This is a genomic window from Streptomyces sp. NPDC006296, assembly GCF_040613235.1.
Lineage (GTDB): Bacteria > Actinomycetota > Actinomycetes > Streptomycetales > Streptomycetaceae > Streptomyces.
In genome coordinates this window covers 132947-147373 of sequence record NZ_JBEXRT010000004.1, presented here as the reverse complement: position 1 = coordinate 147373, position 14427 = coordinate 132947, and the positions used below count along the sequence as shown (strand labels likewise).

Annotated in this window: 12 protein-coding genes; 4 read left to right on the top strand and 8 right to left on the bottom strand. The window is 73.6% G+C overall.

What is annotated here, in order from left to right; translation table 11 throughout:
• The first annotated feature begins 2 nt into the window (after window positions 1–2).
• On the top strand, window positions 3–1220 hold the full coding sequence (locus tag ABZ172_RS04365; RefSeq protein ID WP_356880064.1) for a PLP-dependent transferase: 1218 nt from the start codon (window positions 3–5) through the stop codon (window positions 1218–1220).
• On the opposite strand, the gene ABZ172_RS04360 is transcribed toward ABZ172_RS04365, so the two are convergent.
• Together ABZ172_RS04360 and ABZ172_RS04355 are read right to left on the bottom strand one after the other, a co-directional pair.
• Entirely contained in the window at window positions 1147–2649 is a 1503-nt protein-coding gene (locus ABZ172_RS04360; protein WP_356880225.1) for a GNAT family N-acetyltransferase, read from the bottom strand. The two genes, ABZ172_RS04365 and ABZ172_RS04360, sit on opposite strands and share 74 nt — an antisense overlap.
• Window positions 2650–2807: 158 nt before the next feature.
• Window positions 2808–4388, bottom strand: a complete 1581-nt coding sequence (locus ABZ172_RS04355) for an alkaline phosphatase D family protein (RefSeq protein WP_356880062.1) — start codon at window positions 4386–4388, stop codon at window positions 2808–2810.
• Window positions 4389–4665: 277 nt separating this feature from the next.
• Between ABZ172_RS04355 and sigJ the strand changes: the two genes are divergently transcribed.
• Together sigJ and ABZ172_RS04345 are read left to right on the top strand one after the other, a co-directional pair.
• The gene (sigJ, locus tag ABZ172_RS04350; protein WP_356880060.1) at window positions 4666–5583 is read left to right on the top strand and encodes an RNA polymerase sigma factor SigJ; all 918 of its coding nucleotides are present in this window, start codon (window positions 4666–4668) and stop codon (window positions 5581–5583) included.
• 324 nt (window positions 5584–5907) lie between these two features.
• Complete coding sequence (locus tag ABZ172_RS04345) at window positions 5908–6675, top strand: GntR family transcriptional regulator (protein WP_356880058.1); 768 nt, start codon at window positions 5908–5910, stop codon at window positions 6673–6675.
• An 88-nt stretch (window positions 6676–6763) separates the two neighbouring features.
• Here ABZ172_RS04345 and ABZ172_RS04340 read toward each other — a convergent pair whose 3' ends face one another.
• On the bottom strand, window positions 6764–7921 hold the full coding sequence (locus ABZ172_RS04340) for an ROK family protein (RefSeq protein WP_356880056.1): 1158 nt from the start codon (window positions 7919–7921) through the stop codon (window positions 6764–6766).
• Window positions 7922–8334: 413 nt separating this feature from the next.
• Between ABZ172_RS04340 and ABZ172_RS04335 the strand changes: the two genes are divergently transcribed.
• On the top strand, window positions 8335–8772 hold the full coding sequence (locus ABZ172_RS04335) for a hypothetical protein (RefSeq protein ID WP_356880054.1): 438 nt from the start codon (window positions 8335–8337) through the stop codon (window positions 8770–8772).
• A 63-nt stretch (window positions 8773–8835) separates the two neighbouring features.
• Here the strand turns inward: ABZ172_RS04335 and mug are convergent, their stop codons facing one another.
• The 5 genes from mug to ABZ172_RS04310 form a co-directional block, all read right to left on the bottom strand.
• Window positions 8836–9390, bottom strand: a complete 555-nt coding sequence (mug, locus tag ABZ172_RS04330) for a G/U mismatch-specific DNA glycosylase (RefSeq protein ID WP_356880052.1) — start codon at window positions 9388–9390, stop codon at window positions 8836–8838.
• Window positions 9391–9409: 19 nt separating this feature from the next.
• Complete coding sequence (gene purB, locus ABZ172_RS04325) at window positions 9410–10852, bottom strand: adenylosuccinate lyase (protein ID WP_356880050.1); 1443 nt, start codon at window positions 10850–10852, stop codon at window positions 9410–9412.
• A gap of 72 nt (window positions 10853–10924) precedes the next feature.
• A complete protein-coding gene (locus ABZ172_RS04320) occupies window positions 10925–11761 on the bottom strand; it encodes an SGNH/GDSL hydrolase family protein (protein ID WP_356880048.1) in 837 nt (278 codons plus the stop codon).
• A gap of 200 nt (window positions 11762–11961) precedes the next feature.
• Complete coding sequence (locus ABZ172_RS04315) at window positions 11962–12981, bottom strand: hemolysin family protein (RefSeq protein ID WP_356880046.1); 1020 nt, start codon at window positions 12979–12981, stop codon at window positions 11962–11964.
• The gene (locus tag ABZ172_RS04310; protein ID WP_356880044.1) at window positions 12978–14315 is read right to left on the bottom strand and encodes a hemolysin family protein; all 1338 of its coding nucleotides are present in this window, start codon (window positions 14313–14315) and stop codon (window positions 12978–12980) included. Before ABZ172_RS04310 ends, ABZ172_RS04315 begins: the two co-directional genes overlap by 4 nt.
• Window positions 14316–14427: the final 112 nt, after the last annotated feature.

The window sequence follows — 14427 nt, the reverse complement described above, 5'->3', positions numbered from 1 at the left end:
CCATGGACTCCGAAGCCACCTCGCCCCGGTCCCCGTTCCGGTCCAGAGCGCTCGCCACCGAAGCCGTGCACGCCGGACGCGACGATCTCGCCGCCCAGGGCCTGCACGCCGCGCCGATCGACCTGTCCACCACCTACCCCTCCTACGACTCCCGGGACGAGGCGGCGCGCATCGACGCCTTCGCCGCCACCGGGGCCAGGCCCGACGGCCCGCCCGTCTACGCACGGCTGGACAACCCGACCACGGCCCGCTTCGAGACGGCCCTGGCCCGGCTCGAAGGCGCTGAGAGCGCGGTCGCCTTCGCCAGCGGGATGGCCGCGCTCACCGCCGTGCTGCTGGCCCGGGCGAGCCTGGGGCTGCGCCATGTCGTCGCCGTACGGCCGCTCTACGGGTGCAGCGACCACCTCCTGGGCGCCGGGCTGCTCGGCACCGAGGTGACCTGGACGGATCCGGCGGGCATCGCCGACGCGATCCGCCCGGACACCGGACTGGTCATGGTCGAGACGCCGGCCAACCCGACCCTGGCCGAGATCGACATCCGGGCCGTGGCGCACTCCTGCGGCACGGTGCCGCTCCTCGTCGACAGCACCTTCGCCACGCCCGTGCTGCAACGGCCCCTCGAACACGGTGCGCGGATCGTGCTGCACAGCGCCACCAAGTACCTGGGCGGCCACGGCGACGTGATGGGCGGCGTCGTCGCCTGCGACGAGGAGTTCGCCGCGACGCTGCGGCAGGTGCGCTTCGCCACCGGCGGCGTGCTGCACCCGATGGCCGGCTATCTGCTGCTGCGCGGCCTGTCCACCCTGCCCGTACGGGTCCGGGCGGCGTCGGCCTCGGCGGCCGAGCTGGCCCGGAGGCTCGCGGCCGACCCCCGCGTCGCACGGGTCCACTACCCGGAGGTGGGCGGTGCGATGGTGTCCTTCGAGGTGTGCGGGGACCCGCACCGGATCATCGCGGGAGTCCGGCTGATCACCCCCGCCGTGAGCCTCGGCAGTGTGGACACCCTCATCCAGCATCCGGCCTCCATCAGCCACCGCATCGTGGGTGAGGGAGACCGGCGGGCCGCCGGCGTCGTCGACCGTCTCCTGCGCATGTCGGTCGGCCTGGAGGACGTCGACGACCTCTGGGCGGACCTCAGCCGGGCGCTCAGCGACGCAGACGCTGTTCCGTCGGATCCGACGACGACGGCGACGCGTCCCGAGGGAGCCGCCCGGTCATAGACGGCTGTTCCGTCCGCGGCTGCTGTTCCGTCCGCGGCGACGACGGGTGTGACGGCGCCTCCGACCGGGTCACCGGTTCCGGCGCCGGCCGCCGGGCGGCAGCCGGGGTGAGCCGGGCGGTGATGACGAGGGTCCCCTCCTCGATCTGGTAGTCGAGGGGCAGCGAGAGCGCCCGCATGGCGGCGACCATCCCCGTGTTGTGGGCCTGCGTCACCGCGTACACGCTCTCGCAGCCCGCCTCGACGGCCAGGGCCACCAGCCGGCCGAGCAGCTCCGCGCCGATGCCCCGGCGCTGCCAGTCGTCCTCGACGAGGAGGGCCACCTCCGTCTCGTCGCCGTCCCAGAGCAGGTGACCGAGTGCCACCATCCGTCCCGAGTCGGTCTGCACGGCGAGCGTGCGGCCGAACCGAGGGCTCAGCAGGTGGTCCAGATAGCGGTCGGCGTCACGGACCGGACCGTGGTAGCGCAGACCGAGGGTGCGCTCGGAGCAGCGGCCGTGCATGGCCAGCGCCGCATCGAGATCGCTCCGGTCCGCGCGCCGCACGGTGATCTCGTTGCCCTCGGGCAGCGTCAGCACGTCCTCGCCGCGCGGCACGCGCGGGCCGAGCCGGGCGTCGAGCTCGACCAGGGCCCGGGCGCGGGCGAACTCGGTCGGGGTGAAGGGGAGATAGGGGCGCTCGACGCTGATGACACCGCCGGAAGGGTCGCGCAGCCGCATCACGGTGTCCTCCAGGACGCCCTCCACGGGCGCGCTCTCCCCGGTGGGGCGGCCGGTGAAGGACCGGGCCGGCAGCGAGTGGATGGTGCACCGGCCCAGCAGCTGGCGCAGGGCCAGCGGCAGTTCGGCGGCGTCCAGCGCGGTGCGCGTCGCGAGGCCGAGCACCCGGGTGGGGGTGTCCACCAGGTCGTGGGCGTCCGCCCGCTCGATCCAGGTGGCCGAGCCGCCCGCGGCGGAGATCTCCCGGGTGAGCTGCTGGGCCGGCAGCGTCGCCGGCGCCCGCAGCAGGAACTCGTCGACCGTGCCCTCGGCCAGCGGGTGGGTCTGCAGGGTGAGGATGTCGACCCGGTGCCGGGCCAGGGCCACGCACAGGGCGGCGAGGGTGCCGGGGGCGTCCTGCACCGTCGTCCGCATCCGCCACAGCACCGTCCCGGCCGCCGCGTCGGGGCCGGCGGAGGGGAGCTCCGCGGCGCCGGCGTCCGTATCGGGGTCCGGCGGTGCGTGGCTGTTCCGCCGTGCCCACCAGGTGTGGAACGCGGCCGTGGCGGCCAGGGCCACCGCCGAGGCCATGAGCAGGTAGGGGCCGTCCGGCTGGTGCCCGATCAGATTGGCGATCGCGTCCGCCACGGCCACGGCGGTGAACAGGGCGGCCAGCTCGATCAGGTCCCGCCGCCAGTGGTGCGGACGGCGGGCGCTCTTCGGGTACGTCACATCAGTCATGCCCTCACTGTGACCGAGCGGTGTTGCCTGACCACGAACGCACTGTGACCGATGGGTTACACCTGGAGCCGGCCCTCTCCCGCGGACCTTGCCGCGCCCCCAGGGTCCCCCTGACCTGGCACGATTCCCGCCCCTGGGCCGGCCGGCCGTCACTGCCCGGTGCGGCCCGGCTGCAGCACCCGGGTGAACAGGACCGTGCCGCCCTGAGCCCTGAGCCGGACGGTCAGCTCACCGCTGCCACCGTCGATCTCCACCTCGCCGAAATACTGCGGCTGCTCCATGGGGGACACGTTCGCCCGGTCCGGCGCCCGCACGAAGACCTGCTCCGGACCGAACGTGCCGTCCAGCGCGTTCGCGGGGAAGCCGCCCGCCGCCAGCGGGCCCGAGACGAACTCCCAGAACGGAGCGAAGTCCTGGAAGGCCGCGCGCTCGGGCGCGTAGTGCTGCGCCGAGGTGTAGTGCACGTCGGCCGTGAGCCAGACCGTACCGGTGATGCGCCGGTGCTTGATGTGGCGCAGCAGCTCCGCGATCTGGAGTTCCCGGCCCAGCGGCGCACCCGGATCGCCCTGCGCGACCGCCTCGAAGTCCGTCTCCCCGTCCGGGACCACCAGGCCCAGCGGCATGTCGGCGGCGATCACCTTCCACACGGCACGCGACCGGCAGAGCTCCCGCTTGAGCCACTCCAGCTGCTCGGCGCCGAGGATGCCCGTCGTGTCGTCCGGCCGGCGGTTGGGCGAGTTCGCGTTGCGGAAGGACCGCATGTCCAGCACGAACACGTCGAGCAGCGGACCGTGCCGCACCACGCGGTGCATGCGCCTCTCCTGCGGGGCGCCCTGGAGGGTGGGGACCGGGAAGTACTCGCGGAACGCCCGCACCGACCGCGCCGCGAGCAGGTCCACGTCCTTCTCGGTGTAGCGGGGGTCGTCCAGGATCTGCCCCGGGTACCAGTTGTTGCGCACCTCGTGGTCGTCCCACTGGACGATCGACGGGACCTGCGCGTTGAACGCCCGCAGATGCTCGTCGAGGAGGTTGTAGCGGAAGTTCCCGCGGTACTCGTCCAGGGTCTCGGCGACCTTCGCCTTCTCCGGGGTGGTGATGTTGCGCCAGACCCGCCCGTCGGGCAGCGTCACGCGGGGCTCGATGACCCCGTCCGCGTAGATGTTGTCCCCGCTGCACAGGAAGAAGTCCGGGTCCAGCCGCCGCATCTCGTCGTAGACCCGGTAGCCGCCGATGTCCGGGTTGATGCCCCAGCCCTGCCCCGCGATGTCACCGGACCAGAGGAAGCGCACCCCGTCGCGGCGCACCGCCGGGGCGGTGCGGAAGGTCCCGTACACCGGCCTGCCGGAGCGCCGGGGATCGTGCGGGTCCACGAGGGTGACCCGGTAGTGCACCTGCTCGCCGGCCGGCAGCCCGTGGAGCGGGGTCGTCCCGGTGAAGTCCGTACGGGGCCCGACCAGGGGGCCGTGCCAGGTCCGGGCGCGGCGGAAGGACTCCGTCGCGGACGTCTCCACCACAATCAGGGCGGGGCGGTCCGCGCGCACCCACACCAGCGCGGACGACGCCGTCACGTCCCCGACCTGCACGCCCCACCCGGCGCTCGGCCGGCCGGACAGCGCGAACGCCGGGGCGGCGGTGACCGCCGCGGGCACGGCGACCGCGGCCGAGGCCAGGAGCGAACCGCGCAGTACGGTGCGGCGGCCGGGGGCGGGTGTCAGCGGACGGTTCGACATCGATGCGCCTCCAGAAGGCGGGAGAGCTGCCGGCCCGGGGTGCGGCACCGGGCCCTTCCGTCCGATCCAGCCCGATCCGGACGAAGCGCTCCGGTCCCCGGCGGCGGCGAACACACCAACCGCGGATGAACAATGGACGCGCCCGCCCCGCGCCTCGGCCGCCGCCCGCCCCGGGTCCGTGCTCCGCGGCACGGTCCGGGCGCGCCGGTGCGGGCCGTCCGGAGGCGCGGCGGGAATCCCGCTGGACACCCGGCTGCACGTCGGCTGGGATGGACCGGTGACCGCCGACGCCCCGCCCGAGCCCTTCGAGGAGCACCGGGCCCTCCTCACGGGCGTCGCCTACCGGATGCTGGGCCGGATCACCGACGCCGAGGACGTGGTGCAGGAAGCCTGGCTGCGCTGGTCCTCGGCCGGGCGCGCGGACGTACGGGAGCCGAGGGCCTATCTCGTGCGCATCACCACGCGGCTGGCCGTCGACCGGCTGCGCCATCTGCGGTCCCGGCGCGAGGCGTACGTGGGGCCCTGGCTCCCCGAACCGGTGGTCACCGCGTTCGGCCCCGCCGTCCCCGACTCCGCCGAGCGCGCGATGCTCGCCGACTCGGTGTCGCTCGCCGTGCTCGTCGTCCTCGAGACGCTCTCCCCGCCGGAGCGTGCGGTCTTCGTCCTGCGCGAGGCCTTCGGCTTCCCGTACGCGGAGATCGGCGCCGCACTCGACCGGTCCGAGGCCGCCGTCCGGCAGCTCGCCGGCCGGGCCAGACGCCATGTCGAGGAGCGCAGACCGCGCTACGAGGTGGATCCGGCCGTGCGGCGGGACCTGACCGAACGCTTCCTCGCCGCGGCGTCCGGCGGAGACCTGGAGCGGCTGCTCGCCCTGCTCGCCCCGGACGTCCGCCTCGTCAGCGACAGCGGAGGGAAGGCGAAGGCCCCGCTGCGGATCATCGAGACCGCGGACAAGGTCGGCCGCTTCCTCCTCGCCGTCGCGCAGGAGCGGGCCGCCGAGGTGGAGGTGCGCCTCCTGGAGCTCAACGGCGGCCCCGCCCTGGTGTTCACCGCGGACGGGGTGGTGGACACGGTGTTCCAGACCGAGGTCGAGGGCGGCGTCATCCGGTGCGTGCACCTGATGCGCAACCCGGACAAGCTGGCCGGGGTGCGGGCGGGACTTTCGCGCCACGCCGACGGGGTTCCGCGGATCTGACGGGCGGCGCCCGCCCGACACGCCCCGGGGGCCCGCCCGGCACCTTCCCGCCCGTCCGGCGCGCCCCGCGGGCCCGCCCGGTGAGGGCGGCCGTGGACCTCCGTACGCCGGCGCCCCGCCCCGCCGGGCCTGCCGTGCACCCGTCCCACCTGTGCGCGAACGTCCTGTGAACGCTCTGGGGCAGTGCACCGATCCACAGCGTCACCGGGGGAGGATTGGTCTTGACCAAGGTGGTTCGCCGTCCTAAGGTCTGAGGGATAAGGCAGGAACCTTTCATAAATAGCGTCACGGAGAACACGCCACCGGGCGGATGCGGAGGACAGGGTGGGGACCACGCAGCCGGGGTCGGTGCAGGAGCCGAAGTACTGGCACCTCAAGACCGTGCTCAGTGAGGCACTGGACTCGGACTTCACGGTCGGGGAGGTCCTGCCCAACGAGCGGGACCTGGCCGCGCGTTTCGGAGTCGCCCGCGCCACGCTCCGCCAGGCGCTGGAGCAACTGGAGCTCGAAGGCAGGCTCCAGCGGCGCCGCGGCGTGGGCACGACCGTCGCCCCGCCCCGGGTCGGCGTGGCCGTCACCGGTGCCCGGCACAGCGGCGCCGCGGACGACGCCGACGAGGCCTGGCAGCCGCTCGACTGCACCACGGCGGAGGCCCCTGCCGCGGTCTGCGCCATGCTCGACGCCGACGCCGGGGAGCCGCTGCACGTGGTGCGCCGCATCCGCGTCGCCCAGGGCCAGGTCGTGGCCGCCGAGCTCCTCTACGTCCCCGCCTCCTCGGTGCCCGAACTCTCCGGCATAGAGGCGCCGTCCGGACCCGTCCGGGCCCGCAACGTGGTGCGGGAACTCCACCGTCTCGACCTCGTCGGCCAGGACCGGTCGGTCGAGCTCGGATCGGCCCGCGCCGACGACGCCAAGGAGCTCGACCGGCTCCCCGGCGCCCCCGTCCTCGTCGTCACCACCCGGTATCTCGCCCCCGCCGGCACCGCCGCCGTCTCCGTCGCCACCTACCGCGCCGACACCTGCCGGCTCACCTTCGGGGACTCCGGTGCGCTGGAGATCAGCCACGAGGAGCAGGAGCGCCGGGCGTCCTGACCCCGCGCCCGGTGGCGGGTCGCCGCCCCTCCGGGCGGGGCCCCGGTGCGGCACCGTGCCGCCGGTTCCTCCGTACGGCCCGTCGCGTTCAGCGGCGGGCCGTCACCGTGCCCTCCACCGTGAAGAGTTCCTCCTCCACGTGGTCCAGGGCCAGCCGCAGCGCACCGGTGGCGACGGCGGCCTCGCCGAGCAGCGACAGGGCCACCCGGGGAGGCCGCAGGCAGTAGCGGGCGAGCTCGTCGCGGAGCGGAACGAGGACACCGTCCAGGCCGGCGGCCCATCCGCCGATCACCACGAGCTCCGGGTCGAGGGCCAGCACCAGGGCCGCGACATCGTGCACCAGCCGTTGGATGAAGCGTGCGACGGCGGCCTGCGCTCCGGCGTCGCCGCTCCTGGCCTCCGCGAAGACCGCGGCCACCGCCTGCTCGTCCAGCGGGACGAGCGGGGTGTCCGTCGTCGAGAGCAGATGCTCCGGCGTGACGTCGCGCCCCAGGAGGTGCAGGGCACCGATCTCTCCGGCCGCACCGCCGAAACCGCGGTGCAGCCGTCCGCCGATCAGCGAACCCGCACCGGGGCTCAGGCCCGCCAGCACGAACACGATGTCGTCCGACCCGGTCGCCGCCCCCTTCCAGTGCTCCGCCACCGCGGCGGCGTTGGCGTCGTTCTCCACCAGCACGGGGCACCGGAAGGAACGCCGCAGCCGCTCACCGAGCGCGAGCCCCGTCCAGTCCGGCAACGCCGTGCCCAGCCGCACGGTGCCGTCCGCCTCGACGATGCCGGGGCTGCCCACGCCCACGGCACGCAAACTGCTCCGCACCACCCCGGTGCGCCGCAGCACATCGGCGATCACGGCTCTGACCTGGTCGATCCGGTCGTCGGCGCCCGCGGACTCGGAGACCTCGCGGGAGCCCGCGCCGACGATCCGGCCGTCCAGGCCGGACAGCAGGGCCGAGACCCGGTGCGGGCCGATCTCGACACCCATGAGGTGCCCGGCCTCGGCACGGAACCTGAAGCGCCTGGCCGGACGGCCCTGCCGCCGGGCTCCGGACCCGTCGGGCAGCGCCTCCACCACGAGCCCGGCGGCGAACAGCCCCTCGACGACGCCCTCGACGGTGGGCCGGGACAGACCGGTGATCTGCGTCAGATCGGTGAGCGTGGGCGAGTCCGCTCCGCGCAGGGCGTGCAGCACCACGGCGGAGTTGATTCTCCGCAGCAGAGACGGGTCCCCACCGGTCAGCCTGCCCACCGCGTGTCCTCCCAGGTCGTGCGCGTGTCTGCCGGATCGTACTCGCTGACCCCCGATGCGGCGACCAGCACGGGGAAGGAGCTCCGCGGGGCCCACGGCAGCGCCTCCACCCCGCCTGCGCGACGGGACCGGGACCGGCCGGACCGGACCGTCGGCGGCACCCGTCCCGGACGCGGTCGCGCCCGGAGCCGTGCCGAGCGGGACGAGCCGGGCCGGGTCGCGGCCCAGAGCCGCGCCAGGGCGCGCGGCCCACAGCCGTGCCGGGCCGTGCCGCCTCCGTCCCGATGCGGGCCGGCCTGTGGACCCGCGGGCGTCCGCCCGTCCGGTCCATGACCCTCCCGGACCGGGCGGCCGGGGCTGCTCCGCCGGCCGGGGAACGGCCAAGTGTCGGTACGGGAAGGTTTACTGACGGTATGACCACCGCAGATCACCTCCGCCTCATCGACGGGATGCGCACCGAGGAATTCCCCCCGGAGCGGGTGGCGTCGGCCTGCGGAGTCAGCGGTCCGGGCTACCACACGGCCCTGCTGCCCGACGCGGACCGACGCGACGAGGGGGACGAGGCCGACCGCCTCGCACGGCGTGCGCACCGCGTCGCCGCACACGAGGCGCTGCTCACCCTCCTGACCCTGCGGTGGGGAGAACCCCAGCCGGTCAGCCTGTGGAGCGCACAGGAACGGATGGCTGCGGGGGAGGCGATAGCCGAGCCCTGGGCCGGGCCCGTGGCGAGCTGCGAGCACCTGCTGCTGTGGCGTACGGAGGACCGGTGGACGGCGCTGGTGCGCTATCCGGACGACGACGGACCGGATGGCGAGCTGGGCGTCGTCGTCACCGTGGTGGACCCGCCCTGACCGGCGTACCGCTGCGGCACGCCCCCCGGAGCCGCCACTTCCCGACGGTGCTCCCGCCCGGTCCTACCGCGGGGCGTCCCCGGTGCCGTCGGCCGCCTCCCGCAGCCGGGCGTAGGCGTCCGCCATGCCGCTCACGGTCCAGTGCGCGTTCAGACCGCTCGGATTGGGCAGCACCCACACACGGGCGCCGCCGACGGTCCGTTCCTGCGGGCCGATCGGCGCGCGCCGGTCGCCGAACGCGGCGCGATAGGCGGTGACCCCGACGACCGCGAGCCAGGCCGGCCCCCAGGCCTCGACCTTGGCCGTCAGCAGGCGCCCGCCCGCACGGAACTCCTCCGGCTCCAGCTCGTCCGCCCGTGCCGTGGCCCGCGCCACCACATTGGTGAGGCCCAGCCCGTACCCCGGGAGCTCCCCCTGCTCCGAGGGCTTCAGCTGCCGGGGCGTGAAACCCGACCGGTGCAGGACGGGCCAGAACCGGTTGCCCGGATGGGCGAAGTGATGGCCCGTCGCGGCCGTCATGAGGCTCGGGTTGATACCGCAGAACACCACACGCGGACCGCCCGCGACCACGTCGGGTACGACGCGGTCGCGGGCGGCCGACAGCTCTTCGGGGGTCATCCGGCGGGGGAGCCGGCCGTCAGAGGATGGAGCCGGGAGCGTAGGCGGCGGCCGCCGGGTGCTGCTTGGCGATCTCCTCGATCCTGGACACCAGAGCGGCGATCTGGTCGCCCGCCGCACCGGTGAAGGAGAGCTTGTCCGCCATCAGGGCGTCCAGCTCCGCGCGGTCGAGGGGGATCCGCTCGTCGGCGGCCAGCTTGTCCAGCAGCTCGTTGCGCTCGGCGCCCTGCTCCCGCATGGCGAGCGCCGAGGCGACCGCGTTCTCCTTGATCGCCTCGTGCGCGACCTCGCGCCCGACCCCGGCCCGCACCGCGCCCATCAGCACCTTGGTCGTGGCGAGGAAGGGGAGGTAGCGGTCCAGCTCACGCGCCACGACCGCGGGGAAGGCACCGAACTCGTCGAGCACGGTGAGGAAGGTCTCCAGCAGACCGTCGAACGCGAAGAACGCGTCCGGCAGCGCGACCCGGCGGACCACGGAGCAGGACACATCGCCCTCGTTCCACTGGTCGCCCGCCAGCTCGCCCGTCATCGAGGCGTACCCGCGCAGGATCACCATCAGGCCGTTCACACGCTCGCAGGAGCGGGTGTTCATCTTGTGCGGCATCGCCGAGGAACCGACCTGGCCGGGCTTGAAGCCCTCCGTCACCAGCTCGTGCCCGGCCATCAGCCGGACGGTCTTGGCGACCGAGGAGGGCGCGGCGGCCAGCTGCACCAGCGCGGTCACCACGTCGTAGTCGAGGGAACGCGGGTAGACCTGGCCCACCGAGGTGAAGGCGTGCGCGAAGCCGAGGTGCCCGGCGATGCGCTGCTCCAGCTCGGCCAGCTTGCCGGCGTCACCGCCGAGCAGGTCCAGCATGTCCTGCGCCGTGCCGACGGGGCCCTTGATGCCGCGCAGCGGGTAGCGGCCGAGCAGGTCCTCCAGCCGGCCGTACGCCACCAGCAGCTCGTCCGCGGCGGTGGCGAAGCGCTTGCCGAGCGTGGTCGCCTGCGCGGCGACGTTGTGCGAACGGCCCGCCATGACCAGCTCGCCGTACTCCCCGGCGAGCCTGCCCAGCCGTGCGAGCACCGCCACCGTGCGGTCGCGCACGAGCTCCAGCGAGAGCCGGATCTGCAGCTGCTCCACGTTCTCGGTGAGGTCCCGGGACGTCATGCCCTTGTGGACCTGCTCGTGGCCGGCGAGCGCGTTGAACTCCTCGATCCGCGCCTTCACGTCGTGCCGGGTGACCTTCTCCCGCTCGGCGATCGAGGCGAGGTCGACCTGGTCGATCACGCGCTCGTAGTCGGCCAGAGCCGCGTCGGGCACCTCGATCCCGAGGTCCTTCTGAGCGCGCAGCACCGCCAGCCACAGCTGACGTTCCAGCTTCACCTTCTGCTCGGGGGACCAGAGGACGGCCAGCTCCGTGGAGGCATAGCGGCCGGCCAGGACATTGGGGATGCGAGGCTTCGCAGACACAGCAGTCACGTGTCCCGATTCTACTGGCGGTTTCTGCAGGTCCGCGCCGCGGTCCGGCATGTGGCTTCCTACGAAGGACCGTCAGCCGTCGAGCCGCCGCCAGCCCGTCACCGGGCCGGGGGCCGCCCCCTCGTCGGGGGTGATCCAGAACGCCTTCCCGAGCCCCGCGTCGAACTGGGCGCCGGCCCGGCCGTCACCGGACGAGCGTCCGGTCAGGCGCCGCCCGATCCAGGGCATCAGATGCTGCCGGGCGAACCGGACGTCATCGACCCGCCTGCGCGTCCAGCGCACCGGCACCGACGCGGGCACCGGGGTCCGCCAGTCGCTCTCCGCCGGCAGCCCCAGCGTCTGCCAGACGGCCTCGGAGACCCTGCGGTGCCCCTCGGCGGTCAGATGCAGCCGGTCGACGTCCCACATGCGCGGATCACCGAGCGACGGCGCTCCGTACAGATCGGCCACCAGTGCGCCATGGCGCTCGGCCAGCTCTCCGACCAGGGAGAACAGCTCCTCCATGCGCGGGCGGAAGCGTTCCATCACCGGACCGTTCCGGCCGGGGCTGCGCATCAGCACCAGGGTCCCGCACGCCGGTGCGAGGCGCTCCACCGCCTCCTCCAGCCGGCCGCGGACCATCCCCATGTCGCACTTCGGCCGCAGGGTGTCGTTCAGCCCGCCGACGAGGGTGATCACGTCCGGCCGCAGTGCGGCGGCGACCGCGACCTGCTCGTCCACGATCTGGCGGATCAGCTTGCCCCGGACGGCGAGATTGGCGTACCGGAATCCGGGGGTGCGGGCCGCGAGACGGGCGGCCAGCACATCGGCCCAGCCGCGGTAGGAACCGTCGGGCAACAGGTCCGACATGCCCTCGGTGAACGAGTCGCCGACCGCGACGAAACTGGTGTAGGAGGCATTCATTTCCATGGCGCTGCCGATCGTACCGCGACGAGGGTCCGCATCCGGGGCCCACGGCCGGTCTTCGGCCAGGGCCGGGACGCGGTCCGTCCGGTGCACGACCGGGGCGTGGGAGGGATGCGGGAGGGTGCACGGCCGGAACGGAGAAGGCGCGCGGGACGCGGAAGGGGCGCGGCCACGGCCGCGCCCCTTCGCTCATCGAACCGGTGTCAGCGGGTCTGCTGCCTGCCCACCAGCTCGCGCAGCACGTCCTCCATCGTGATCATGCCGGCCAGCCGGCCGTCCTCGTCGAGCACCGCCGCCAGGTGCGTCCGGCTGCGCCGCAGCGCGGTCAGCACGTCGTCCAGCGGGGTCGCCGCACGCACCCGGGCGATCGGCCGCAGCGCCGTCACCGGGAACGGAACGTCGCGCGGGGCGGCGTCCAGGGCGTCCTTCACATGGAGGTACCCGACGATGTGCTGCTCGCTGTCCATCACCGGGAAGCGCGAGAAGCCCGACTCGTGCGAGAGCCGCTCCAGCTCCTCCGGGGTCGTGCCGACCCTGGTGGACAGCACCCGGTCGACCGGGAGCAGGACGTCGCGCACCGGGCGACGGCCCAGTTCCAGTGCGTGCCGCAGACGGTCCGCCGAGCGGTCGTCGACGAGCCCGGAGTCCTCGGCGTCCTTGACGAGACGCGCCAGCTCGTCGTCGGAGAACGTGGCGGACACCTCGTCCTTCGTCTCCACCCGCAACAGCTTCAGCAGCGTGTTCGCGAAGGCGTTGATCGCGAAGATCACCGGCTTCAGCGCCCTGGCCAGGGTCACCAGCGGCGGCCCGAGCAGCAGCGCGGTGCGGGCCGGCTCGGCGAGCGCGATGTTCTTCGGCACCATCTCGCCCAGCAGCATGTGCAGGTAGGTCGCCACCGTCAGCGCGATGACGAACGAGATCGGGTGCACCAGCCCGTGCGGCACGCCCACCGTGTCGAAGACGGGTTCCAGCAGATGGGCGATGGCGGGCTCGGCGACGACACCCAGCACCAGGGTGCAGAGCGTGATGCCCAGCTGCGCCGCCGCGAGCAGCGCGGACACGTGTTCCAGGCCCCAGATGACGCTGCGCGCCCGCCGGTCCCCGGCCTCGGCCGCGGGCTCGATCTGGCTGCGGCGCACGGAGATCAGCGCGAACTCCGCGCCGACGAAGAACGCGTTGACCACCAGAGTCAGAAGGCCGATGAAGAGCTGGACGGCGGTCATCGTTCGTCCTCCGCCGGCTCGTCGTCACCGGGCAGCGGCGCGTGCAGCAGCGCACGCGCGGCGCGGTGTCCCGAGGCGTCCACCACGTCGATCCGCCAGCCCGCGAGCTCGACGGTGTCGCCGACCACGGGGATCCGGCCGACCTCGGTGGCGATCAGGCCGGCGAGCGTCTCGTACGGGCCGTCCGGCACCCGCAGCCCGATGGTGCGGAGCTGGTCGGTACGGGCCGCGCCGTCGGCGGACCACAGCGTGCGCCCGTCCGCGTCCTCGCCCGCGGGCGCCAGGTCGGGGGTCTCGTGCGGATCGTGTTCGTCCCGCACCTCGCCGACGACTTCCTCCACGATGTCCTCCAGCGTGACGACACCCGCGGTGCCGCCGTACTCGTCGATGACGACGGCCATCGCCAGCTTTCCGGAGAGGCGGTCCAGCAGCCGGTCCACGGTGAGGGTCTCCGGCACGAGCAGCGGTTCGCGGAGCATGTCCGAGACCCGCTTGCGGGGCCGCTGGTCCGCGGGAACGGCCAGTACGTCCTTGATGTGCGCGACGCCGACCACGGTGTCCAGGCTGCCCCGGTAGACGGGGAACCGGGACAGGCCGGTGGCCCGGGTGGCGTTCGCGACGTCCTCGGCGGTCGCCTGCACGTCCAGTGCGGTGACCTGGACGCGGGGGGTCATCACGTTCTCCGCCGTCAGTTCGGACAGGTTGAGGGTGCGGACGAAGAGCTCGGCGGTGTCCGCCTCCAGCGCGCCCTCCTTGGCGGAGTGGCGCGCGAGGGCCACCAGCTCCTGGGGGCTGCGCGCCGAGGCCAGCTCCTCGGCCGGCTCCAGGCCGAAGCGCCGCACGATCCGGTTGGCGGTGTTGTTCAGATGGCTGATGAAGGGCCGGAAGACCGCCGTGAACGCGCGCTGCGGGGCGGCGACCGTCCGTGCGACGGCCAGCGGCGAGGAGATCGCCCAGTTCTTCGGGACGAGCTCACCGACCACCATCAGGACCACCGTGGACAGGGCGGTGCCGATGACCAGGGCCAGCGAGGAGGACACGGCGGGCGACAGCCCGGTCGCCTCCACCGGTCCGCGGATCAGCTTCGAGATGGACGGCTCGGAGAGCATGCCCACGATCAGATTGGTGACGGTGATCCCGAGCTGGGCGCCGGAGAGCTGGTAGGTGAGGCTGCGGACGGCCTTGAGGGCTCCCGCCGCTCCGCGATCCCCGCGCTCCACGGCCTTTTCGAGATCAGCGCGCTCCACGGTGGTCAGGGAGAACTCGGCCGCGACGAACGCGCCGCAGGCGAGCGAGAGCAGCAGCGCCAGGAGGAGCAGGAGCACTTCGGTCATCGGTTCGCCTCCGTCCCGTGATCGGACGGGGGAGGGATGATCGCGCGAAGTCGGTGGTGTCGACTACTGGGGGGCTCGCCCATGGGCGGACGCTCACACCTTTCGAAAGGGT

Excerpts from the sequence above, each read along its gene's own strand:
- ABZ172_RS04355 (WP_356880062.1), bottom strand. The coding sequence starts at position 4,388 with ATGTCGAACCGTCCGCTGACACCCGCCCCCGGCCGCCGCACCGTACTG.
- ABZ172_RS04320 (WP_356880048.1), bottom strand. The coding sequence starts at position 11,761 with ATGGAAATGAATGCCTCCTACACCAGTTTCGTCGCGGTCGGCGACTCG.
- ABZ172_RS04310 (WP_356880044.1), bottom strand. The coding sequence starts at position 14,315 with ATGACCGAAGTGCTCCTGCTCCTCCTGGCGCTGCTGCTCTCGCTCGCC.
- ABZ172_RS04315 (WP_356880046.1), bottom strand. The coding sequence starts at position 12,981 with ATGACCGCCGTCCAGCTCTTCATCGGCCTTCTGACTCTGGTGGTCAAC.
- ABZ172_RS04365 (WP_356880064.1), top strand. The coding sequence starts at position 3 with ATGGACTCCGAAGCCACCTCGCCCCGGTCCCCGTTCCGGTCCAGAGCG.
- ABZ172_RS04335 (WP_356880054.1), top strand. The coding sequence starts at position 8,335 with ATGACCACCGCAGATCACCTCCGCCTCATCGACGGGATGCGCACCGAG.
- mug (WP_356880052.1), bottom strand. The coding sequence starts at position 9,390 with ATGACCCCCGAAGAGCTGTCGGCCGCCCGCGACCGCGTCGTACCCGAC.